Below are 23,953 nucleotides of genomic sequence, written 5' to 3' on the forward strand. Positions count from 1 at the left end.
TCAGCCTATCAAGCATCACCAATCGTCAATCACCCATTTCGCATAATCAAAATAATCATTACGCATATTTTATCTCACAAAAAAATGGTGTTGACACATTCATTACAAACACAGAAACTACGTGTGCAATTCGAGTTCGCACACGCAACAAGCCAAGCCGCATAACCCAACCCATCAATAGGAGAACGCGAAATGAAGATTCAAAACAAAATGCAACTAAAATCGGCCGGAACGAGCGTTCACGCCATCACGATCGCCTTGAAGTAAAAAGATAACGTTATTTTAATCATATCGACGAGCCTTGGCTCGTCGATATGCCTCACGGACTTGCAAATGAGCTCTATCATTGAAAATAGAGATTTGATGGAGAAATTCAATCCAGACGCGGTTCGCATAGCACAGGAGAAGGTTCTCCCGGTCTTTCCGGATTTAGTCGAGAAGATTGCCGCAGATATCTATGGGTACGCCTACCGCCGCACGGGCTTGGACATTAAAACCCGACACCTGATCAGCCTCGGAGTAATCAGCGCAATCGGTGACTGCGAAAATCAATTGAGATTTCAACTCGAGGCAGCGCTTCATCTTGGAATCACCCCCACCGAAGTTCGCGAGGCATTTATTCAGGTATCCGTTTTTGCCGGTAATGCTCGCGCCTTCAACGCAGCGAGAATATTCAAATCTATCACTGACAATTTTATAAAGTCAGACGACAAATGTACCTGACACCGCGCCAACAGATCCTCACATACATTGCGGCTGATGCAGCCATGAACGTATCATCCCGCGTTTTCCAAATATACTGCACCTGGCTTTTCCTGAAGGCCACGGCTGCTACACATTCACTAACGAGCATTCTGCTCACGGGATGGATCGTCAGTACCGCGCTGTTGCCGATATGTGGAGCAGTAGCAGAATGCATCAGAAAGGATCGCATCCTTGTGATGGCGGGCATTTTTACCATCGCAGCGGCGGTCATCGCCGTCGGCACTCAGACGGTATTCGGTATTCGAGCACAAGGTTTCCATCATTTACTTAGCCTCATCCTCGTCAGCATACTTTCTAGCGCGGCTACCGCGCTGCTGTTTCCGTTGGGTACGCCGTTGTTACCCGAGATAACCAAGATTGAGTCGGAGATTCACTTCGGCATGCGACTGAAGTCCGCCATGTTTGTCGTGAATATGCTGCTGGGCCCGACTTCTGCTGGCCTATTGATCGGAGCCTTCGGTGGAAGCTCCGCGTTGATTCTCTGCGTAGCTAGCGCAGTTATAGGGTGTCTCCTGTCCGTCACGTTTTCCATGTCGTTTGCGCGCAGGACTATCTCGATTGCTCAACGTGCGCTTGGCAACAGCGTCATGCAAGGACTTCGCACAAACATCATCCGATTGCTGAACATAAAGGCAGAAAGAACGATTGCGATCGCCTCCATGTCAGCCAACATGCTATTTGTTCCGTTTATTTACCTGATACTTCCTGCAAAGCTGCTTGGTGACGGGTTTACCATGCTTGAACTGGGGATTGTCGAAGTTTTCTTTGGCGTCGGTGTTTTGATCGCATCGAGCCTTGTCATTCGGGCATGCCAGAAATTTCTGACCGAGCATGGCATAGCTAGCCTTGGCATCGCTTCGCTTGGTGTTGCGCTGATTGCCTTTGCAAAGACCAACGCTCTCGCATCCTCCATCGCCTTGGCGATCGTCGCGGGTGCCGGGCTAACAATGTTCAACGTTACGGTCAACGTCCGACGGGCCGTTTGCATTCCGGACGGGTACCGTTCGTCTATGGAGGCCACATTGCTTTTCTTTTGCACGGCTTCGGTGCCAATCGGCCTCCTCCTGGCGAACGTCGCCCTAGCTCGTTTTTCGCCCAATTACACCGTAATGATAGGTGGCCAGCTGTTCTTGCCGTCTGTTCTGACGATCATTTTTTCGAAATCGCTCCGCGAAATGCTTAATGCCGGCAGCAGCGTCACGAGCCCTTACTACAAGATAACAAACAAAAATCTTTTCAAATGAGAGCCGATCAATGAAATACGAATTCCTACCCAATCAAGACGTTACAACTGATCTGCATCAATGCTTCAAGCGACAGTTAAAAGAAAGCTACGTGGACATGCTCGTTCAATTAAACTCGCATGACCACCGTTTGTTTTCGGACCCATTGATTGAATTTTTTCACGACATTGACGCCAGCCGTTTCAACGGTTTCCACTGCTTCGTCTACCACTACAGTATCGAACTGGCAGAAAAGAGCAACTTCCAAGAGGCTGCCCGTCTCGTTAAATTGGTCGCCAGCGAGGCATATCAGTGCCTTCCAAAGTTCGTCGCAAGCGGCGCGATCGACGCAAGCCTGCTTTCGGTAATTTTCGACCAAGTAAAGAAGGGTACCACCCACAGTCACATCGCGCTGACTCGGGTCAATCAAGAAACAGAGCTCATTGTTTCAAGGCAGGCTGCGCAAGGTATCGAGAAGCTCACCGAAGTGCATCCCCAACTAGCCTCACATGTCGACACGCTTGTCGAATCAATACTCTTCTTCGACTCAGCGGGCCCCACCAACGAACGAGCATTGTCACTGACGTGCGACCGATTTCAGTCGCTGATCCTCATCAACGGGACGATCGACCCGGGCTGGGTGTTCCTAATCGACAAGATCATTCACGAGGCCGCTCACACCTACCTCTACGCGATAAATCTCCGTGAAGAGCTCGTACTGAATACCGAAGGATCCGTGCACGCATCACCACTGCGAAAAGACGCACGAGATATGGTCGGCATCTATCATGCAACATTCGTCATCCAGCGGCTCATCGTCGGCCTTACACATCTGCTCGGGCATGCATCGTTAACTGACGCCGACCGCTCAGAAATCATCGCATTGCTCCGGACCTACCACTCGAGCGTGGATGACGGGTTTGCCACTGTTAAAAAGCACGGCCTGCTCTCGCCGATCGCACGCGAGTTGATCGAAAGCGGACAAGATTTGGTGAAATCATTGCAGCGGCCTCGCGCAGTCGTCGATGCGTCGCCATAAAGGTCCAGCCCCCTCTTTCTACGGATCGACACGCACCGCGACCGAAGGCTCCTAACGACCGCCGCCCAATGCGATCCATTCTTCGACGATGCGGGCGTCGAGCGTTTCGATGGGCCCGTCGTGGACGATGCGCCCATGCCCCATGACGGCGACGCGGTCAGCAATTGCCCTCGCCAGCATCAATCGCTGCTCGATCAATAAAATAGATGCGCCCTGCTTCCGCACGTTCAGCAAGCAGTCCGCCATCGCGGCGACAGCCTGCGGCGCAAGCCCTTCTGTCGGCTCGTCGACGATCAAGAGCCGCGGCTCGCCCATCAACGCCCGCGCCAGCGCAAGCAGTTGCTGCTCGCCACCCGACAACGCACCAGCGTTCGTCTTACGCCGCTGTGCAAGCAGCGGAAACCGCGAGAATGCCTGATCGAGCAGACGGGTCACATTCGCACGCACGGCACCCTTCGGCTTAACGCCCAGCCGAAGGTTTTCTTCAACCGTCAGCGTCGGAAACACATCGCGCTGCTCGGCCACATAACCCATCCCGCGCCGCGCGATCTCGAATGTCGGCATCTCAATCGACTCTTCGCCCGCAAACCGAATCGAGCCCGCACGCCGCACGAGGCCGACGAGCGCCTTGGCGAGCGTTGAACGTCCGGAGCCGTTACGGCCGCACAAGGCGACGATCTCGCCCGCGTCGATGCCCATGTCCACGCCCTGCAGAACCTGCGCCTCGCCGTACCAGGCGCGCACGCCGCGCGCATCCATGAGCGCGTTCACTGGGGCTCCCCTGTGCTCGCGGCACCAAGATAGGCGACTTGCACCGCCTCGTCGGCACGGATCTCCGCAGGCGTTCCCGTCGCTATGACGCGGCCCGCGACGAGTACGGATACACGGTCGGCCAGAGCGAAAACAGCATCCATCTCGTGCTCGATCAGCACGAGCGTCTTGCCGACGCTGACCTCGCGCATGAGCGCGATCGCATGGGCGGCTTCTTCGAGATTCATGCCGGCAGTCGGCTCGTCGAGCAACAACGTGTGAGCGCCGCTCGCGAGCGCGATGCCGAGGTCGAGCCGGCGCTGCGTGCCATAATCGAGCGTCCCCGCCAAGGCGAATGCCACATGTTTCAGCTCGAGTGCCTCGAGCGTGTGCTGCGCGCGCTCCTCAATATCGGGCGGCGAGCGGCTCCACGATCTCAATAACGCGAACAGTCGCCCTAGCCCACCCGGCCCTGGCAGTCGGCCACGTTGACCGCTGCGCCCGCATAGCGCCGCGCAGCGCAAGTTATCGAGCACAGTGAGCCGGGCGAATATTCGCGTCGTCTGAAAGCTGCGTCCGAGCCCCATGCGCGCGAGCGCATCAGGGCTCTTGTCCGTCGCATCGTCGCCGGCGATCACGACGCGCCCTGAGTCCGGCCGCAAGGTGCCGCCGATCACGTTGAAGAGCGTCGACTTGCCGGCGCCGTTCGGACCGATCAATGCGCGCCGTTCCCCCACCGCAACCGACAAGTCGACCCCGCAAAGCACCCGCGTCGCGCCGAACCGGCACGTAATGCCATCGAGCCGCAATGCCTCGCCTGTCGTCATCGAACGTCCTCTCGCTGTGGCAGTTGTCGGCGCGCATTATGCCGAGCAAAGGCCCCGAGGCAACAGAGGGCCGCCACAGCCACCCACGTCGACGGTGAGGCAATGTCGAACGCCACTGATCCCAATGACCAGTGGCCCCCGCTATCGGCTGCAAAACGGCGTGCGTAAACCGTCTCGACCGTTACCACCAGTGCGGCTATCCAGGAAAGCGCGCTAATGATCGCCAGCATCCAGGCGAAGGACGACCTCCGCCAGCCATACCGCGCGACGCGCGAGCGGGACCTGCCCCGACATCGGGCAATGCCGTCCGGCGCAAACATCACCACCACGACGAACAAGAGCCCGAGATAGAGCGGCCAGGCGCGCGTCAAGCCTGCCAATACGACGCTGAAGATTGACAAAACGAGTGCGCCCGCAACAGGCCCGAAGAAGGTCGCCGAGCCGCCGATCACCGTCGCGATCAGCACGCTTGCCGAGCGCGCCATGCCGACGCCATCCGCCGACGCGAGCTCGATGTCGATGAGCCCTAGCGTCCCCGCGACGCCTGCGAAGAACGATGAAATGACGAACATGATAAACCGGACACGGCGTGGATCAACACCGAGCGTCGCCACACGCGCCGCGTTGTCACTAACGGCATTCGAGAGGCGCGCCAACGGCGTGCGGGTGAGCGCGAACATGGCGAAGACCGACAACAAAGCCCATACGGCAATGACCGCAAACGCCTCGCGCGTCGGCCCGAACGTCCATCCGCCCCAGGGTGGCCCGCTCGCGCGATCGATCGAAACGCCCGCAGCCCCGCCGAATCCGGCTGGCAGCGTCAATGCCGCAGCCGACGCAAGCTCGCCGATACCGAGCGTGATCATGGCAAAGGCGGTTCCCGCGCGCCGCGTGGCGACGAAGCCGAACACCGCTCCGAACGCGGCGCCCGCCGCACCGCCCACGAGGGGGAGCCACGGTAGCGCGATGCCGCCACGATTGAACACGTGGGCGGCGACGAACGCGGCGAGCCCCGCATAGGCCGCGTGGCCGAACGATAGTAGACCTGCCTGGCCGAGCAGCAGGTTGTACGAGAGGGCAAGGACAATCATGACGGCACTTTGCGCAAGGAAAGCGAAAAGCGCGCTGTCATGCACGACGAAGACCGGCAGGAGGAGATACGCGGCGAGGGCGATCCACGGTGCCGCGGCGCTGACTGCGGACGTGAGATCTTCGCCATCGCCGCCATCGATCGGCGCATCTTCGCGAGCGAGCTTAGGCATCGTCGGCCCGCGTCCCGAGAAGCCCGCCAGGCCGGCAGGCGAGCATTGCCACGAGCAGCAGGTAAGGCGCGAGCGGCGCGATCTGCGATACGCTGAGCGCCGCCCATGCCACGGGCAAGCGCACGCCGAGGGCCGCCGCGAGCCTGCCGAGCGAAAGCGTGCTGCCGACGGCGAACGTCTGCACGAGCCCGATCAGGAGCGACCCGGCGAATGCGCCGCTGAGCGAGCCGAGACCGCCGACGATCACGACGACGAAGACGATCGAGCCGACCGCCTCCGCCATGCCGGGCTCGACGACGGCCAGTGGGGCCCCGATCACGCCTGCGAGCGCCGCCAGCCCGGTGCCGAGCGCGAAGACGAGCATGCCGATGCGCGGCACATCGTGGCCGAGCGCCTCGACGGCCGCCCGGTGTGTCAGCGCGGCGCGCAATACGAGGCCCGCGCGAGACAAGCGCAAGGCGGCATAGAGCACCGCGAGCGTCGCGACGGAAACGAGCATCACGAAGAGGCGATAGCGCGACAGCGTCGCGCCAGGAAGCAACGGTAGGGCGATGAGAGGGCCGTCGAGCGCGGGAGGTACCGGCGTCGCGAGCACACCGAGTCCCCAAACGAGCTTGACCGCTTCGGCGAGAAGATAGGCCAGCCCGAACGTCAGCAGCAGTTCATGCAGCGGGCCGTGCGCGCGCACTCGGCGCAGCAGCCGGCGCTCGACGAGCGCGCCGAGCGCCGCTACCGCGAGCGGGGCCACGACGAGCGCAGGCCAAAAGCCGACGCTCGCGGCGAGCGACCAGCCGATATAAGCGCCCAGCATGTAAAAGCTTGCATGCGCGAAGTTCAACACGCCGAGAAAGCTGAAGATCAGCGTCAGCCCCGACGACAGCATGAACAGCAGCAATCCATAGCTGATGCCGTTCAGCGCATCGACGACGAAGGCCTGCATGCCCGCTCAGCTTTGGTCTTCGACGACGAGCGGCGCGAGCGCCGCGCGCAATGCCTCGGGCAATGCGGCCGGCCTGCGCGTCGCGCGATCGACATAAACATGCACGAAGTGTCCCTGGGCGGCAGCTTCGTCGGCGCCCTCCTTGAAGAGCCCGATCTCGTAGCGCACGCTTGACGTGCCGAGCCGAGCCACGCGCAGCCCCGCTTCGACGCGCTCGGGAAAGACGAGCGGAGAGAAATAATTGCACTGCGTCTCGACGACGAGCCCGATCGTCGCGCCCTGCTCGACATCGAGCACACCGGTGCGGATCAGGTACTCGTTCACGACCGTATCGAAGTAGCTGTAATAGACGACGTTGTTGACGTGTCCGTAGACGTCGTTGTCCATCCAGCGCGTCGTGATGGGAAGGAAGTGGCGATAGGCGGAGCGCGGTTGTGCGAGGGGCTTGTTCATGCGCGTGCAGCCGTTCGTTAAGAGATCAAGAGTGAAGGCGGCCGGCGGCCGGTAGCCTATTGCCCGGGCCTATCGACGAACTCGAACGGCAGGCCCCGCCGCCGCATCCACTCGGCCAACGCCTGGCCGGTGCCGGCGCGCCACGGACGCAGCTTGGCCGGCTCGACGAGCCGATACTCGAGCAACTCGGGCGAAAGCGCGATCGTGCCATGCGCGCGCACGTGATAGGCGATGATCAGCTCGTTCTTGCGAATGAATTCATAGACGCCGACGAGATCGATCGTATCGGCCTCGAGCGCCGTCTCCTCGCGCACTTCGCGCGCGATGCCGGCCTCGGGCGTCTCCCCGTGTTCGAGGAAACCCGTGATCAGCGCGAACATCCCCTCGGGCCACGCCGCGTTGCGGGCAAGCAGGATTTTGCCTTCGTATTCGACGATGGCCGCGACGACAGGCAAGGGGTTGTTCCAGTGCACGAAGCCGCAGCCCTGGTCGGGACAGATCCGCCGAAGCCGTCCGCCATCCTCGGCGGGATCGGACCGCTCGACGAGCGGCGTCGCGCAGCGCGGGCAGTACTGATAGTCGATCATGGGTCGTGACGGGAGTGCGGCAGCGGCGCTCGCGAAGGCAGAAACCCGCTCATTTTATCGGCTTCGCCTTCGCCCTGCGCGTTCCCGGCACCGGCACCGCGCGGCGATCAGACTTGAGCCCGCACCCACTCCGTCACGCCAGCCAACGCGGCCGGCAGCCTGGCCGGGTCCGTACCGCCCGCCTGAGCCATGTCGGGTCGCCCGCCGCCCTTGCCGCCCACCTGTTGAGCGACGAAATTGACGAGCTCGCCGGCCTTCACCTTCTTGCTCGCGTCGGGCGTCACGCCGGCGATGAGACTCACCTTCCCGCCGTCGACGGAGGCCAGTACGATCGCGGCGTGCTTGAGCTTGTCCTTCAGCTTGTCGACGGCTTCGCGCAGCGTCTTCACATCGGCGCCTTCGAGCGTCGCCGCAAGCACTTGCAGCCCGGCCACGTCGACCGCCTGCGCGACGAGCTCGTCACCCTGGCTCGAGGCCAGCTTCGACTTCAGCGCGGCGAGCTCCTTCTCGAGCGACTTGACTTGATCCTGCACCTGGCCGATGCGCTGCGTCAGCTCGGACGGCTGCGCCTTCAGGGTGGCCGCGGCTTCCTGCAGCTGCGTTTCGAGCGTTTGCACATAGCGCACGGCGTTGTCGCCCGTGATCGCCTCGACGCGCCGCACGCCGGCCGCCACGCCGGTCTCGCCGACGATCTTGAACAAACCGATGTCGCCCGTTCGGTGCACGTGCGTGCCGCCGCAGAGTTCGCGCGAAAAGCCGAGATCGAGCACGCGCACCTCGTCGCCATACTTCTCGCCGAAGAGCGCCATGGCGCCGGCCTTCACGGCGTCGTCGAACGGCATCACGCGCACGACGCCGGGCGCGTTGGCCAGCACCTCGGCGTTGACGATGTCCTCGACGCGCCGGATCTCGTCATCGGTCATCGGCGCGTTGTGAACGAAGTCGAAGCGCGTCTTGTCGGGATCGACGAGCGAACCTTTTTGCTGTACATGCGAGCCGAGCACTTCGCGCAGCGCCTTGTGCATCAGGTGCGTGGCCGAGTGATTGCGCGCCGTGCGCGCCCGGCGGATCGCATCGATTTCGGCTTTCACGACGTCGCCGACTTTCAACGTGCCCTGCTCGACGACGCCGTGATGGCCGATCACGTCGGCCTGCACCTTCTGCGTATCATGCACGGCAAAGCGCACGCAAGCGTTGGCGAGCAGGCCCGTGTCGCCGACCTGGCCGCCCGACTCCGCATAGAACGGCGTGTGATCGAGCACGACGACGGCCTGCTGGCCGTTCTCGGCCTGATCGACGGACGAGCCGTCGACGTAGAGCGCGACGACCTTCGCATCGTCGAAGATCATTTCCTCGTAGCCGTGGAACGTCGTCTTCGCGCCCGAGTACTCGAGCCCCTGTGCCATCTTGAACTTGCCGGCGGCTCGGGCCTGCTCGCGCTGGCGCGACATCGCCTCGTCGAACGCCGCTTCGTCGACGGACACGCCGCGCTCGCGGCAGACGTCGGCCGTCAAGTCGAGCGGGAAACCGTACGTATCGTGCAGCTTGAACGCCACCTCGCCGTCGAGCACCTTGCCGCCCTTCTTCTCGAGATCGGCGAGCGCCGCCTCGAGGATCGACATACCGTGTTCGATCGTCTCGAAGAAACGCTCCTCCTCCTGACGCAGCACGTCGGTGACGCGCGCCTCGCCTTCGCGCAACTCGGCATATGCGCCGCCCATCTGCGCGACGAGATCGGCCACGAGCTTGTGGAAGAACGGCCGCTTGCAGCCGAGCTTATACCCGTGGCGGATGGCGCGGCGCACGATCCGGCGCAGCACGTAGCCCCGCCCCTCGTTGCCGGGAATGACGCCGTCGACGATGAGGAACGAGCAGGCGCGGATATGGTCGGCGATGACCTTCAGGGAGTTGTTCGAGAGATCGGAGACGCCCGTTTCGCGCGCGGCGGCCTCGATGAGCGCCTGAAAGAGGTCGATCTCGTAATTGCTGTGAACGTGCTGGAGCACGGCGGCGATCCGCTCGAGCCCCATGCCCGTGTCGACGCACGGCTTCGGCAGCGGCGTCATGTTGCCCTGCGCGTCGCGGTTGAACTGCATGAACACGAGATTCCAGATCTCGATGTAGCGGTCGCCGTCTTCCTCGGGCGATCCGGGCGGGCCGCCCCAGACTTCGGGCCCGTGATCGTAGAAGATTTCCGAGCAGGGACCGCAGGGGCCCGTGTCGGCCATCTGCCAGAAGTTATCGGACGCATAACGCGCGCCCTTGTTGTCGCCGATGCGCACGATCCGCTCGGGCGGCACGCCGATTTCCTTCGCCCAGATGTCGTAGGCCTCGTCGTCCTCCTGGTAGACGGTGACCCAGAGCTTCTCCTTCGGCAGGTGATAGACCGACGTCAGCAATTCCCACGCGTAGTGGATCGCATCGCGCTTGAAGTAGTCGCCGAACGAGAAGTTGCCGAGCATCTCGAAGAACGTATGGTGCCGCGCGGTATAGCCGACATTCTCGAGGTCGTTGTGCTTGCCGCCCGCGCGCACGCTGCGCTGCGCCGTGGTCGCGCGCCGATAGGGACGCGACTCGGCGCCGAGAAACACGTCCTTGAACTGCACCATGCCCGAATTGGTGAAGAGCAGCGTCGGATCGTTGGCGGGTACGAGGCTCGACGAGCGGACGATCGTATGGCCCTTCGATTCGAAGAACCTGAGGAATTTCTCGCGGATTTCGGCGGCTTTCATAAAGGACTGGGAGACGGTCTCGACAGGAATCCGGCTTGCCCCGCGCTGCGATGCGCGGGCCTCAGCCGTTTTTACCCTAAACGAGTCATTATACGGAAATGTCGGCCGGGCGCCCCGTTCCGTGGGGCGCCCGCCGCGCCCGCCGGTGGCCGGCCCGCGAAAAGCGCTCGAGCTGCTCGCGACGCCGGCCCATGGCCACCGTTAACAGGAGACAGATTGCCCTATGGGAGCGCTCAGCCACATCCGCGTGCTCGACTTGACCCGCGTGCTTGCCGGTCCCTGGTGCGCGCAGACGCTTGCCGACCTCGGCGCCGACGTGATCAAGATCGAGCGCCCCGGCGCGGGCGACGACACCCGACACTGGGGGCCGCCCTACCTCAAGACGCCCGACGGCGCCGATACGCGCGAGGCCGCCTATTACCTCTGCGCGAACCGCAACAAGCGCTCGGTGACAGTCGATATCGGCACGCCGGAAGGCCAGAGCATCGTTCGCGAGCTCGCGCGCGTGAGCGACGTCGTGCTCGAGAACTACAAGGTCGGCCAACTGAGGAAATACGGCCTCGATTACGCGTCGCTCGCCGCGATCAAGTCCGATCTGGTCTATTGCTCGGTGACGGGCTTCGGCCAGACCGGGCCACTCGCCGAGCGCGCCGGCTACGACTTCATCGTCCAGGGCATGGGCGGATTCATGAGCATCACGGGTGAGCGAGACGGCCAGCCGGGCGGCGGTCCGCAAAAGGCGGGCGTGGCCATCGCCGATCTGATGACGGGCATGTACGCGACCGTCGCCGTACTGGCCGCGCTCGCGCACCGGGACCGCACCGGCGTGGGCCAGTACATCGACATGGCGCTGCTCGACGTGCAGGTCGCGATGCTCGCCAACATGGGCTCGAACTATCTGGCGAGCGGCAAGCCGCCCGTGCGCTGGGGCAACGCCCATCCGAACATCGTGCCGTATCAGGCATTCCAGACGAGCGACGGGTGGATCATCGTCGCGGTCGGCAACGACGCGCAGTTCCGCAAGTTCGTCGAGGCCGGCGGACGCGCGGAGCTCGCCGACGACGCGCGCTTCGCGACGAATCCCGAGCGCGTCCGCCATCGCGATACGCTCGTCCCGATCATCGCCGAGATGGTCCGCTCACGCGGCAAGCACGATTGGATCGCGACGCTCGAAGCGGTCGGCGTTCCGTGCGGGCCCATCAACGATCTCGGCGAAGTCTTCGAAAACGAGCAGGTCGAGGCCCGCGGCCTGCGCGTCGAGGTACCGCATCCGAGCGGCGGGACGGCCGCGCTCGTGCGCAGCCCGATCCGCATGAGCGCCACGCCGCCCGAGGTGCGCTCGGCGCCGCCGATGCTCGGCGAGCATACCGACGCCGTGCTGCGCGAGCTGTTGGGCTATGACGACGCCAAGATCGCGGAACTACGGGCGCGTGGCGTCGTTTGAGCTCAGCGACGCGCGGTGCCCGCGCCGATGAGGCCGCCCGCGGCCGCGCCGGCGATCGTGCCGATCGGGCCGCCCGTCAGCACGTAGCCGAGCGCGCCGCCCGCGGCCGCGCCGACGGCGGCGTGTGTTTGCGTGCGCGACATCGATCCGCAGGCCGTCATGCTCGATACGAGCGCGGCGACGACAGTGAGCTTGGCAATGGTCGAAGTCTTCATTTTTTGACCGGATACGCGAGTTGACGAATGAGCGCCGCAGCATGCTTGGCAACCTGCTTGCGGCGCTCGATGCAATACGGGTCGCATCGTAAAGACCACTGCGCCCCGCGCGCAAACCGATTTACCGCCTGTTACGCCGCTAACAGGGTCGCAATGCCTGTAAGCCATCGCCAGGGCCGGATTGCGCGCGCGAAAGGCGGCAGGCGCCCGACAGGGCCGCCTCGGAAGCCGCTCAGGTAGAATGGCTGGATCGAGCGGGCGCGTCCCGCGTTGTATAAGCCGACCAAACTCTTGCGCATGAACACCGAACGTAACGACGCCGCGGCGGCAGCACCGTCCAATTTCATCCGAAACATCGTCGACGAAGACAACCGCAACTCGAAGTGGAGCGGCCGTGTCGAGACGCGCTTTCCGCCCGAGCCGAACGGCTATCTGCACATCGGCCATGCGAAGAGCATCTGCCTGAACTTCGGCATCGCCCGCGACTACGGCGGCGTATGTCATTTGCGGTTCGACGATACGAACCCGGAGAAGGAGAGCGTCGAATACGTCGAGTCGATCGTCGACGCCGTGCGCTGGCTCGGCTTCGACTGGGCGAAGGACGGCAAGACCCATCTCTACTATGCGAGCGACTACTACGACCGGCTCTACGAATACGCCGAGCTGCTGATCGAGCGCGGCAAGGCCTACGTCGACAGCCAGTCGGCGGAGCAAATGCGCGCAACGCGCGGCTCGCTGACCGAGCCGGGCACACCGTCGCCCTATCGCGATCGCACGCCCGAAGAAAACCTCGACCTCTTTCGCAGGATGAAGGCCGGCGAGTTCGAAGAAGGCGCGCACGTGTTGCGCGCGAAGATCGATATGAGCTCGCCGAACCTGAATATGCGCGACCCGGTGCTCTACCGCATTCGCTTCGCGCATCACTACCGGACGGGCGACCGCTGGTGCGTCTATCCGATGTACGACTACACGCACTGTATCTCGGACGCACTCGAGGGCATCACGCACTCGCTTTGCACGCTCGAATTCGAGGACCATCGCCCGCTTTACGACTGGATCCTCGACGAACTCGCGGACGCCGGCGTGTTCACGCGGCCGCTGCCGCAGCAAATCGAGTTTTCGCGGCTGAATCTGACTTATGCGATCACGAGCAAGCGCAAGCTGCTGCAACTCGTGACCGAGGGGCACGTCGACGGCTGGGACGATCCGCGCATGCCGACGATCGTCGGCGTGCGGCGGCGCGGCTTCACGCCTGACAGCATCCGGCTGTTCTGCGATCGCATCGGCGTGACGAAGGTCGATTCATGGATTGACATGAGCGTGTTCGAAGGCGCGCTGCGCGACGACCTCGACGACAAGGCACCGCGCACGGCGGCGGTGCTCGATCCGGTGAAGCTCATTATCGACAACTTCCCGGCCGATCTCGCCGAACCCTGCACGGCGCCCGTCCATCCGCACCATCCCGAGCGCGGCGAGCGCACGTTCCCGATTACGCGCGAGCTCTGGATCGAGCGCGACGATTTCATGGAAACACCGCCCAAGGGGTACTTCCGGCTCTTCCCGGGCAACAAGGTGCGCTTGCGTTACGGCTACGTGATCGAATGCACGGGTGCCGAGAAGGACGAGCACGGCAACGTCGTCGCCGTTCACTGCAACTACTTCCCCGACAGCAGGTCGGGCACCGAAGGCGCGAACAACTACAAGGTGAAGGGCAACATTCACTGGGTCAGCGCGACGCATGCGCTGCCCGTGGAAGTGCGGCTCTACGATCGCCTCTTCAAGGAAGCGCAGCCTGACGCGGGCGGGCGCGACTTCCTCGAGGCGCTGAACCCCGACTCGAAGCGCGTGGTGCAGGCCTATCTCGAGCCGGGCGCCGAGACGATGCAGCCCGAGGACCGGTGTCAATTCGAGCGGCATGGATATTTTGTCGCCGATCGCTACGACTCGAAGCCGGGCAAGCCGGTGTTCAACCGGATCGTCGGCCTGCGCGATAGTTGGGGCAAGCCGGCCTGAATGACGGGGCGCGCAAGGCGCCCCTGTCGTCGCGAGGCGGCATCTCGATCGAATCGAGTCTTCGAGTCCAGGCGCTAGCGCGTCGCCGCTTCGGTCGGTGCGCTCTCCAAGGCCGTCGGCGCCATCGCCGGCAACATGCCCGACGGCATCATCCGATGCGGCTGGAGCAGCAGCGCAACAAGTCCGCTCCAGCCAGTCTGATGCGAGGCGCCCACACCGCGGCCGTTGTCTCCGTGAAAATACTCGTGAAACAGGACGAGGTCCTGCGAACGGGAATCCGCCTGCAGCATCGGGTAGGCCGCCATGACGGGGCGCAACCCAGCGTCATCCTTCAGAAATAAAGTCGTCATGCGTCGCGCAAGTTCGTCCGCGACCTCCTTCAGCGAGACGTTCTTTCCCGAACCCGTCGGGCATTCCACCTTGAAGTCGTCGCCGTAATAGCGATAAAACTCGTACAGCGACTCGATCAGCAGGTAGTTCACCGGCATCCATATCGGCCCCCGCCAGTTGGAATTGCCGCCAAACGCACGGGAGTCCGATTCGGCCGGCTGATACTTGACCGAAAAGCTCGCGCCGTCATGCTCGAAAACATAGGGTGCATCGCGATGCACGCGCGACAGCGCGCGCACGCCGTGAGGGGAAAGGAATTCGCTTTCGTCGAGCACGCGCCGCAACAGCGCCTTCATGCGATGTCCGCGCAGCAGCGACAGCAGCGTCGTATTGCCCGAGCCGGGTTCGGTCCAGCGCGAAACAAGCTTCGCCAGATTCGGCCGATGACCGAGGAACCAATCGAGCCGCTCGCGCAATCCGGGCAAATGTCCATGCAACCGCTCCTCGAGAACGTGAACGGCAAAGAGCGGGATCAGCCCGACGATCGAACGGATTCGCATCGGCAAGCGGCAACCGCCGGCGAAGTGCAATACGTCGTAGAAAAACCCGTCCTCTTCGTCCCATAAGCCGGTATCGCAGCCGTCGGAGCAACTCACCGCCTCCGCGATATAGAGAAAATGCTCGAAGAACTTCACGGCGATGTCGACATAGGCCTTATTCGTCGTGGCCAGCTCGAGTCCGATCCGCATGAGATCGAGCGCGTACGCCGCCATCCAGGCCGTGCCATCCGCCTGATCGATGCGGTCGCCCGCCGGCAATCGCGAAGACCGGTCGAAGATTCCGACGTTGTCGAGACCGAGAAAGCCGCCCTGAAAAATGTTGCGGTCCTCGGCGTCTTTGCGATTCACCCACCAGGAGAAATTCAGCAGCAGCTTATGGAAGATGAGTTCGAGAAACTCGCGATCGCCGACGCCCGTCTGCTCGCGATCGAGCTCGTACACGCGCCATGCCGCCCAGGCGTGCACGGGCGGGTTGGCGTCGCCGAACGCCCACTCGTAGGCCGGCAGTTGTCCATTCGGATGCATGTACCGCTCTTTGACGAGCAACAGCAGTTGATTCTTGGCGAACTCGGGATCGACCAGTGCCAGCGCAACCGCATGAAACGCCAGGTCCCACGATGCATACCACGGGTATTCCCATTTGTCCGGCATCGATACGACGTCGCCGTTGCACATATGCCGCCAGTCGGCATTGCGGCCACGCCGACGCGCTTTGGGCGGCTTCGGTTGCCCCGGATCGCCATCGTGCCAGCGTGTCACGTCGAACTGGTAATACTGTTTCGACCAGAGCATCCCGGCAAGCGCTTGCCGCTGAACGAGTCGAGCATCGGCATCGGCGATATCGTGCTGAAACGCCGCATAGAATTCATCAGCCTCGGCGAGCCGGCGCGCGAAGAGCGCCTCCATGTCGAGCGGCGCCTCGGCGACGAGCGGCGTTGGACGCCAGCGCAGGTACGACACGGAGCGCTCATGCGGGGCAAGGTCGAGACGAACATGCGCCGCCGCGCGCGTGCCCGCGTCGCGTCTGATTGCCCGCTCGTCGCCGTGGACGATGTAGTCGTTGAAGCCATCCTTGAACGGCCCATTACCATCGATGCCGAAGATGCGGCGCACGTTCGTTTCGTTCTCACAGAACAACCATTCGATCGGCTGTTGCGCCGCCGCCGTCACGATCAACGGTTCGAGCGCCGGGTTGCGCGCGGAAACGCACATGCCGCCGCCCTCTTGCGGCTCGAGCGTGAGCGTCGGCTTGCCGCCCTTGCCCGACCACGCCCACCGATTGCGCGCCCAGAATTGCAGCAATAGGCGCAGTGCCGCCGGCTGCGCTCCACGGTTTTCGACCGTAACGCGCATCGCGACATCGTCGGGTGTGCGTTTGGCGTATTCGACGTAAACGTCGAAATACCGGTCGTCGTCGAATACACCGGTGTCGAGCACTTCATATTCGGGCTGGTCCGCGCCGCGCCGCAGGTTTTCCTCGACGAGATCGTCGTAGGGGTAGGCGCCATGTGGATACTTGTAGAGCATCCGCATGTAGGAATGCGTAGGCGTGCCGTCGAGGTAGAAGTAGAGCTCCTTTACATCCTCGCCATGATTGCCCTCGGCGTTGTTCAAGCCGAAGAGGCGCTCCTTGATGATCGGATCGTGCCCGTTCCATAGCGCGAGCGATAGGCACCAATCGAGCGGATCGTTGCCGAACCCGGCCAGGCCGTCCTCGCCCCACCGATACATGCGGCTGCGCGCATGGTCATGCGGAAAGTAGTCCCAGGCCGTGCCGTTCTCGCTGTAGTCCTCGCGAACGGTTCCCCACTGCCGCTCGCTCAGGTAGGGCCCCCAGCGCCGCCATCGATCGCGCTCGGGACCATGAAGGCGAGCCCATTCAGCCGATTTCAGCGGATCCACGGTACGCGGTGGCGACATGAGACCTCCGATCGAAAGTCCGAGCGCGGCGGGTTCGGCGCACGAGCGCGGGTTCGCCGCGATGGCTGCAACGGCACGCCGCTTCTCGCCTATTATGCCGCGAGCATCCTTTCAATTCGCAACAGCTCGCCGAGCGACCACGCCTGAAACGGCGCGCCCCGAGCAACGTGCGGCGCATCGCCGTCCGCAATCTCGCTGAGGTGGTCGAGCCCGACTCGTTCGAGATGCGCAAGCAACGGCGCGAGAAAGCGCTTGCGCGCCAGATCGAAGCGGGTCGCGTCCGAAATGCCCGCGTCCCGCTGCACGCGCAACCAGGCCTCGACGAACGGCCCGATCAGCCACAACCAGACTGCCCCTTGATGATAGGCGCCGTCACGCTCGAGCGGCGATCCTTCATACCGGCCGACATAATCGGGGTCGCTCGCTGCAAGCGAACGCAGGCCGAGCGGCGTGAGCAGTTGCGTTTCGACCTGCTCGACGACAGCGCGCGCGCGCTCGCCGTCCAAGATGGCATACGGCAGACCGCCTACCGCGAAGATCTGGTTCGGGCGGATTTTTGCGTCGACGCGGCCCGGCTCATGGTCGACGTCGACGACGTCATACAACGCACCAGTCAGCGGATTCACGAAGCGCTCGGCAAACGAAGCGCTGGCGCGCGCTTCCAGTTCGCGCCAACGCCCATCCCATTCGAGCGCGATGCGCAATGCGTTGATCCACAGCGCCTGCACCTCGACCGGCTTGCCGATCCGCGGCGTGACGACCCACTCGCCCACTTTCGCATCCATCCACGTCAGTTGCACGCCGGCCTCGCCCGCGCGCAGCAGGCCGTCGCCGTCGGCCGCGATGTTGAAGCGCGTTCCGCGCGCATAGCCTTCGAGAATGGCGTCGATCGCGGACCGCAAGCGCTCGCGTGTCGCCACCGACGCGCACGCCTTCCCGAGGTACTCGTGGACTGCCACGACGAACCACAAGGATGCGTCGACTGCGTTGTAGACGGGTGCGGCGCCGTCGTCGGGAAAGCGATTGGGTAGCATGCCCTCCGAAATCGTTCCTGTCCATTCGAGCAGAATCGATTCCGCTTCGCGATATCGCCCAGTTGCAAGCAGCAACCCGCGCATGGCGATGAAGGTATCGCGGCCCCAATCGGTGAACCACGGATAGCCCGCGATGATCGTTTGACCGTCGCCGCGCGCGACGAGATAGGCGTCGGCGGATCGTTCCAGGCGGCTCGCGAATGCGGCTCGGCGCCGCCGCTCGCAGTCCGCGAGATCGACAACGGAATCGAGGGCAGGCATGACGGCAGGCACCATCGCTTCTAGCGCGTCGCCCGAGCATGCGTTCAGAATCATCACGGCTTCACCGCGCGTCAGATCGAACGAAAAAACACCCGGCGTCGCGAGATCCTCGGTGTAGTCGAGCCCGCGTTCCTGTTCGCGCACATAGCAAAAGTTGCGATACCAATCCGGCGCATGCGTGTACGCACCGTTGTGCCGCATGGCGATCGCGGGAAGATCGCCGTACGGCCGCCACCAGACGCGGCCGTCCGCTTGATGCGGCGTAAAGTCGAATAAGGGATTTTCGTGATGGAGCGCGTGATAGTCGCGCCCGGAAATCAAAGGGCGGACGTGCAGCATCAGCGCTCGGCTAATCGGCGCACTGCTTTGCAGCCGCCAGCGCAAGACAGTCTCCGCTGAATCGCGTACGACGAAGATCTCGACCGTAACGTATGAATAGTCGTCGATCCGAAAGCGCCATGTGGGCCACGGCGTGGTATCGAACTCCGCGAGTTCGATCGTGGTGTCCGGATACATCGTGCGCGGCGAGTATAGATGCCGCGTGAGCGCATAGTGGGCTCCGCCAGCCGACTCGATCCATGCTTGCATGCCGTTGACCAGCACGACACGGCCAGTCGGCGGCCGCGTCGCCGCGAGCAACAGTGCGTGATAGCGCCGCGTCCGCTCTCCGCCCGCCGTCCCCGACGCAAAGCCGCCGAGCCCGTCGGCCTCCAGCCACTCGGCTTCGCTTGTCTCCCCGGCGCGGTGCGGGTGATCGACTCGAGTCACGGCCGGCCCTGGAGCGATCCGTGCAGATCAGTCAGCGACAACGCCGTCTCGAAAAGCCGCGTGAGGCTCTTGCTCGCGTATTGGGGCAATTCGAGCGGCGCTGCCCAACGAAATGCGTCCATCTCGGGAATCATCGATCCATCCTTGCGGCTCGGAAACATCGATGTACAGACGCATTGCGCGAGATCGACCTCGCCTTCGGCCACACGCGCGGCAAACAAGTGCAAGTCCTTGTCGCGCCGATAAGGAAAACGCCCGAGGTCCTTGAGACGCTCGGGCGCAAGCGCGATGCCGGTCTCCTCGCGCAATTCGCGAAGCGCCGCGTCGCACGGCGATTCGCCCTCCTCACCCTGCCCCTTCGGAATGTCCCAATGTGTTGTATCCGTGGCATGCGCCAGCAGCACACGCCCATTCGGATCGAGCAGGATGACCCCGCATGAAACTGTTCGCTCGCTCATCGTATTCGCCTCTCTCGCACTCCCCGAGCGTACCGCGGAACGCGCGTACGCGGGGGCAGGCAATCAAGCGGGATACGAGGGCGAATCCGTATTTCTCGCCGCTACCACCCAAGAACAACGTGATGGCCCAAGTCCGCGATCACGTGGTAGCGGGACGACTCGCCGCGATCGCCGCCGGCCGCTCCTCGAGCAAGAACCGATACACGGCACCCCCCGCCGCGCCGCCCATGAGCGGAACGACCCAGAAAACCCAGAGCTGGCCGAGCGCCCAGCCGCCCTGAAAGAGAGCGACGCCCGTGCTGCGCGCCGGATTCACCGACGTGTTCGTGACCGGGATGCTGATGAGGTGAATCAGCGTCAAAGCGAGCCCGATCGCGATCGGCGCGAAACCCGCTGGCGCACGCTTGTCCGTGGCGCCATGAATGATGAAAACGAAAAAAGCGGTGAGCACGAATTCGGCGACGATGGCCGCTTGCAACGAATAGCCGCCAGGTGAATGCTCCCCGTAGCCGTTCGACGCGAATCCGCTCGCCGATGCATCGAATCCCGCCTTGCCGCTGGCAATCAAATAAAGCACACCAGCTGCGAGGATGCCTCCAATCACCTGCGCCACGATGTATTGGACGACTTCTTGACCGGGAAAACGCCCGCCCGCAAAAAGACCGACCGTCACGGCGGGATTGAAATGCCCTCCGGAAATATGACCGACCGCATAGGCCATCGTCAGCACGGTGAGCCCGAACGCCAAAGCCACGCCGACAAAGCCGATACCCAATTGAGGAAATGCCGCGGCAAGCACCGCGCTGCCGCAACCGCCGAACACGAGCCAGAACGTGCCGAATGCTTCGGCCGCGAGTCGCCTGAACATGAGCCCTCTCCCAGGTAATGAGGTACGAGGATACTAAGCGAGGCGAAACCGCAATTCAAGGCGAATTAAGCTTGTTTCCACTCGATTTAACAATATTTGAAGCTTTGCTGAAAATTGGCCTTTTTTATTCTATTGGAGCGCGGAATGATTGCAGCGACGGACTGTTACCGCTCGGGCTACGTGTTCCGCCGGCCTATCGCGCTCGGGACCCGTTCTACGAAGCGCGCGCTGAGCGCGGCGGCGACGATTCGCCCGCGACGCGCGCCACGGCCGACTGCAGCGCCTTCACGTCTGGCCACGTCGCCTCTCCGTTCAGCAGACTTTGCTCGAGCCGACGCGCCACCCCTGCGATCTCTTCGAGGTGGAACCACGACGCAGTGCCGACGATGCGATGGACGATCTCCCTCATTTGCTCGGCGTCCTCATCGATCGATAGCGACGACAGCTCGGCAGTCTCGTCAGTCAGCGTTTGTCGCAGCCTTTCCCACAAGTCGGCGTGCCGCTCGGCCGGAATGCCCGCCTGCTCGAGCGCGTAAGCGGGCGGCGCCGTCGTGCCGTAGCGTTCGAGCAGCGCACGCAATTGCTGAGGTTCGACAGGCTTGACGAATACCTCGTCGGCGCCGGCGGCAAAGCATTCGTCACGTTGCTGCTGCAGGGCATTCGCTGTCAGCGCAACGAGCACAGTGCGTGCGCCCGTGCCGGCTTCACGCTGACGAATCTGCCGCATCAGCTCGACTCCGCCCATGACCGGCATCGCGCAATCGGTGATGACCATGGCATAGGACCGGCGCCTGAGCGCCTCGAGCGCCTCCAGGCCGTTCCTCGCGCAATCGCATTCGGCGACACGAAGATTCGTGACCTGACGCTTCAGGACCTCGCGATTGATGTCCTGATCCTCGACGAGCAGAATGCGCCGCGACGATCCTTCTCGTGCCGGCGCGGCCGCGTCGGGGGTGGCGACGAGCGCTTCACCCCCGCGTGGCGCAGCACTTCGGTCGATGGGCAACGGCAGCTCGATCGACACCGTCGTGCCGCGCCCGGCCTCGCTCTCGAGCGTGATCGATCCGCCCATCGATTCGACCAGTCGCTTGCAGATCGCGAGCCCGAGGCCGGTGCCGCCATAGCCGGCGGTCGCCGCGCTGCGAGCCTGGACGAACGGCGAAAAGAGCCGCGCCATGTCCTCGCGAGCGATGCCGATGCCCGTATCGGCCACGCGAATGAGGATGCGCTGCCCGTTTTCGGTCGTGGCAAGCACGTCGACCGACAGTGAGACGGCCCCACGATCCGTAAACTTCGACGCATTGCCGAGGAGGTTCAACAGCACTTGGCCGAGCCGCTGGCCGTCGCCGATATGGCGAGGCGCGAGCGCCGGCGATACATCGACGTTGAAACGCAAGCCCTTGCGTTCCATCTCGGGCGTGACGATGCCGGCCGTTCGCTCGACGAGCTCACTCAGGTTCATCGGCGCGGACGTCAGCGTCAGATCGCCGTTTTCGCTCTTCGCGAAGTCCAGGATATCGTTGAGGATCCGGAGCAGAATTTCGGCGGCGTTGCGCGCCATGTTGAGCAGATACTGGTCGTCGCTCGAAAGCCGGCCGTGATCGAGCAGTTGCAAGATGCCGACCACGCCGCTCATCGGAGTGCGAATCTCGTGACTCACGGTGGCAAGGAAAGCATCGCGCGCGCGCGAGGCCTCTTCGGCATCGGATTTGGCGGCGACGAGCGCGGCCTTCTCCAGGACGAGTTGACGCTCGGTCCAGCGCCGCTGCCTGACCTCATTGCGCAGCCGCAGCATGTAGCCGCAGAGCACGGCCAGAAAAATGATCGTGACGGCGACGACGGGGGTCAGGACGATCCATAGCGTGCGCGGCGGAATGCCGAACGTGAAGCGCGTCGACAGCCAACTATGCTGGATGTGTTCGCGCTCGCGCTCAGGGATCGACGCAAGCACGCGATCGATCAAAGGCACGAGGGCCGCGAAACGCGGCGCGACGCCGAAAGAGAGGTCCTCGAAGTGCCCCGTCGGCGCGGCGATGCGCAGGATTCCGGCGTATTTTTCCCGCACCAGCCGATCGACGACGCCGAGATTGCCGATGTACGCGAACGCTTGGCCGCTCGCCACGGCGTCGAGCCCATCCGCTGTCCGCGCCACGGTGATCGTCCGCATCTTGTCCAGGCCCGGCATTTCGGCGCGCATGCCCTCCGAATCCTTGACGAGGGCCACTTCAGCTCCGGCGATATCCCTCGGCCCACCAATGAAAGGTGCCGTTTCGCGCGTTACGATGACGAGCGGATAGCGGACGTAAGGCCGCGAATAGTTGAAGCCCGCGACGAGGCCATCGGAACGCGATGCCGCCACGACGAGATCGAGCCCGCCGCTGTTGGCGAGCCGGATCGTTTCGCTCCATGACTGAGTCGGCACCATACGGACTCGTACGCCGAGCGTCTCGCGTATGAAATCGAGGTAATCGGCGGAAATGCCTTCGAAATGGCCCGTATCGTCGACAAAGGCCATCGGCGCCCAGCGCGGGTCAGTGCCGATGCGCAGCTCCGGCAGCGACGCAAGATACGATCGCTCTTCGGGCGAGAGCGACAGGTGCAAGTCCCAGCTCGCGCGCGGCAAGCGCGGCGCTTCGTCGGAGGCCTCGCAACCGGCCAGCGCCGCGAGCAGCGACGAAGCCAGCAGCCACGCGAGCACTGCCGCGAACGCGCGCGAGCGCAATGGCAACCCCATCTGTTTGTTCGACGATCTCCCGCGCGCCATACGACTCATGCCGAAGAAAGGTCGTTATTGCGGCAGTATTCGAGCAGTTCCTGGTTCGTCGAAAGCCCGAGCTTGCGCTGCGCATTGATCTTGTGGCGGCTGATCGTCTTCGGGCTCCTGTTCAAGCGCTGCGATATTTGCGTCGCGGTCAGGCCGTCATAGGCGAAAAGACGAATCACCTCGAGCTCGGCCGTCGTCAGCTCAGCGACGTGGCCCACGCGCGGCCCGACGATGCTCGCGCTCGCCAGCAACGATTCGAGCCCCGGGCTCAGATAGGTGCGGCCCTGGGCAGCCGCAAGCAGGGCGAAACTCAACTCCTGTACGCCACCCGCTTTCTCGACGATCGCCTTCACGCCCTTCGCCATCAGCTTGTTGTGAATCGCCGCATTGCGCAGCGCCGTAATGACGACGATGGGCATATCCGGCTTGATCCTCTTCAGGCGATCGATCAGCGCGACGCCGTCTTGCGTGCGCCCACCCGGCATCGCGTAGTCGGTGACGATCAGATCGCAGGGCACGGCCTTGACCGCGGCTATGAGCTCGTCGGCAGTGCCGGCCTCCCCCACGATCTCGGCCATCCCATTGGCCTCGAGCGCAGTGCGGATGCCGTAGCGGACGACCGCGTGATCGTCCGCGATGATGATACGCAGCAGCTTGTTCATGGTGCCCCTGTGCCCCTGATCCGATGCCAACAACAACGACGCGACGACGACTCGAACGCGGTGTTGCGCGCAGCATTC

At 63.2% G+C, this 23,953-nt stretch carries 19 protein-coding genes; 5 read left to right on the plus strand and 14 right to left on the minus strand.

What is annotated here, in order from left to right; genetic code table 11:
• Positions 1-333 precede the first annotated feature (333 nt).
• Genes AB4Y31_RS17950 through AB4Y31_RS17960 form a run of 3 tightly spaced genes read left to right on the plus strand, consistent with a single transcriptional unit; the run spans position 334 to position 3,027 of the window.
• Positions 334-723 (plus strand): carboxymuconolactone decarboxylase family protein, encoded by a 390-nt coding sequence (locus AB4Y31_RS17950; RefSeq protein WP_368675060.1) that lies wholly within the window; start codon positions 334-336, stop codon positions 721-723.
• Positions 714-2,009, plus strand: a complete 1,296-nt coding sequence (locus tag AB4Y31_RS17955) for an MFS transporter (protein WP_368675061.1) — start codon at positions 714-716, stop codon at positions 2,007-2,009. The genes AB4Y31_RS17950 and AB4Y31_RS17955 overlap by 10 nt, the downstream gene beginning before the upstream one ends.
• Positions 2,010-2,019: 10 nt before the next feature.
• Positions 2,020-3,027, plus strand: a complete 1,008-nt coding sequence (locus AB4Y31_RS17960) for an HEXXH motif-containing putative peptide modification protein (protein ID WP_368675062.1) — start codon at positions 2,020-2,022, stop codon at positions 3,025-3,027.
• Positions 3,028-3,078: 51 nt separating this feature from the next.
• Here the strand turns inward: AB4Y31_RS17960 and AB4Y31_RS17965 are convergent, their stop codons facing one another.
• The 7 genes from AB4Y31_RS17965 to alaS all read right to left on the minus strand — a co-directional run bounded on the left by AB4Y31_RS17965 (position 3,079) and on the right by alaS (position 10,578).
• Complete coding sequence (locus AB4Y31_RS17965) at positions 3,079-3,798, minus strand: ABC transporter ATP-binding protein (protein WP_368675063.1); 720 nt, start codon at positions 3,796-3,798, stop codon at positions 3,079-3,081.
• Entirely contained in the window at positions 3,795-4,604 is an 810-nt protein-coding gene (locus AB4Y31_RS17970; RefSeq protein ID WP_368675064.1) for an ABC transporter ATP-binding protein, read from the minus strand. Before AB4Y31_RS17970 ends, AB4Y31_RS17965 begins: the two co-directional genes overlap by 4 nt.
• Positions 4,601-5,866 (minus strand): branched-chain amino acid ABC transporter permease, encoded by a 1,266-nt coding sequence (locus AB4Y31_RS17975; RefSeq protein ID WP_368675065.1) that lies wholly within the window; start codon positions 5,864-5,866, stop codon positions 4,601-4,603. The genes AB4Y31_RS17970 and AB4Y31_RS17975 overlap by 4 nt, the downstream gene beginning before the upstream one ends.
• Positions 5,859-6,806, minus strand: a complete 948-nt coding sequence (locus tag AB4Y31_RS17980; protein ID WP_368675066.1) for a branched-chain amino acid ABC transporter permease — start codon at positions 6,804-6,806, stop codon at positions 5,859-5,861. Before AB4Y31_RS17980 ends, AB4Y31_RS17975 begins: the two co-directional genes overlap by 8 nt.
• A gap of 6 nt (positions 6,807-6,812) precedes the next feature.
• Entirely contained in the window at positions 6,813-7,259 is a 447-nt protein-coding gene (locus AB4Y31_RS17985; protein WP_368675067.1) for an acyl-CoA thioesterase, read from the minus strand.
• Positions 7,260-7,315: 56 nt separating this feature from the next.
• Positions 7,316-7,846 carry an NUDIX domain-containing protein gene (locus AB4Y31_RS17990; RefSeq protein WP_368675068.1) on the minus strand — a complete coding sequence of 177 codons (531 nt, stop codon included), beginning with the start codon at positions 7,844-7,846 and terminating at the stop codon, positions 7,316-7,318.
• A 107-nt stretch (positions 7,847-7,953) separates the two neighbouring features.
• Positions 7,954-10,578 carry an alanine--tRNA ligase gene (gene alaS, locus AB4Y31_RS17995; protein ID WP_368675069.1) on the minus strand — a complete coding sequence of 875 codons (2,625 nt, stop codon included), beginning with the start codon at positions 10,576-10,578 and terminating at the stop codon, positions 7,954-7,956.
• A gap of 223 nt (positions 10,579-10,801) precedes the next feature.
• On the opposite strand from alaS, the gene AB4Y31_RS18000 reads away from it, so the two are divergent.
• Positions 10,802-12,022, plus strand: a complete 1,221-nt coding sequence (locus AB4Y31_RS18000; RefSeq protein WP_368675070.1) for a CaiB/BaiF CoA transferase family protein — start codon at positions 10,802-10,804, stop codon at positions 12,020-12,022.
• A gap of 2 nt (positions 12,023-12,024) precedes the next feature.
• Here AB4Y31_RS18000 and AB4Y31_RS18005 read toward each other — a convergent pair whose 3' ends face one another.
• The gene (locus tag AB4Y31_RS18005) at positions 12,025-12,237 is read right to left on the minus strand and encodes a hypothetical protein (RefSeq protein ID WP_018438968.1); all 213 of its coding nucleotides are present in this window, start codon (positions 12,235-12,237) and stop codon (positions 12,025-12,027) included.
• 297 nt (positions 12,238-12,534) lie between these two features.
• Here AB4Y31_RS18005 and AB4Y31_RS18010 point away from each other — a divergent pair, with 297 nt between their 5' ends.
• Positions 12,535-14,250, plus strand: coding sequence for a glutamine--tRNA ligase/YqeY domain fusion protein (locus AB4Y31_RS18010; protein ID WP_368675071.1), 1,716 nt, complete (start codon positions 12,535-12,537; stop codon positions 14,248-14,250).
• 74 nt (positions 14,251-14,324) lie between these two features.
• Here AB4Y31_RS18010 and AB4Y31_RS18015 read toward each other — a convergent pair whose 3' ends face one another.
• The 6 genes from AB4Y31_RS18015 to AB4Y31_RS18040 form a co-directional block, all read right to left on the minus strand.
• Positions 14,325-17,060, minus strand: coding sequence for a glucosidase (locus AB4Y31_RS18015; protein ID WP_368675072.1), 2,736 nt, complete (start codon positions 17,058-17,060; stop codon positions 14,325-14,327).
• Positions 17,061-17,152: 92 nt separating this feature from the next.
• Positions 17,153-19,123, minus strand: coding sequence for an amylo-alpha-1,6-glucosidase (locus AB4Y31_RS18020; protein WP_368675073.1), 1,971 nt, complete (start codon positions 19,121-19,123; stop codon positions 17,153-17,155).
• Entirely contained in the window at positions 19,120-19,581 is a 462-nt protein-coding gene (locus AB4Y31_RS18025) for an NUDIX hydrolase (RefSeq protein WP_018438972.1), read from the minus strand. Before AB4Y31_RS18025 ends, AB4Y31_RS18020 begins: the two co-directional genes overlap by 4 nt.
• A gap of 139 nt (positions 19,582-19,720) precedes the next feature.
• Positions 19,721-20,449, minus strand: a complete 729-nt coding sequence (gene aqpZ, locus AB4Y31_RS18030; protein ID WP_368675074.1) for an aquaporin Z — start codon at positions 20,447-20,449, stop codon at positions 19,721-19,723.
• Positions 20,450-20,663: 214 nt separating this feature from the next.
• Positions 20,664-23,183 carry an ATP-binding protein gene (locus tag AB4Y31_RS18035; RefSeq protein ID WP_368675075.1) on the minus strand — a complete coding sequence of 840 codons (2,520 nt, stop codon included), beginning with the start codon at positions 23,181-23,183 and terminating at the stop codon, positions 20,664-20,666.
• Between the two features lie 35 nt (positions 23,184-23,218).
• On the minus strand, positions 23,219-23,875 hold the full coding sequence (locus AB4Y31_RS18040; protein WP_368675076.1) for a response regulator: 657 nt from the start codon (positions 23,873-23,875) through the stop codon (positions 23,219-23,221).
• Positions 23,876-23,953: the final 78 nt, after the last annotated feature.

The sequence above is a fragment of the Trinickia sp. EG282A genome (assembly GCF_040965455.1).
Taxonomy (GTDB): Bacteria; Pseudomonadota; Gammaproteobacteria; order Burkholderiales; family Burkholderiaceae; genus Trinickia; species Trinickia symbiotica.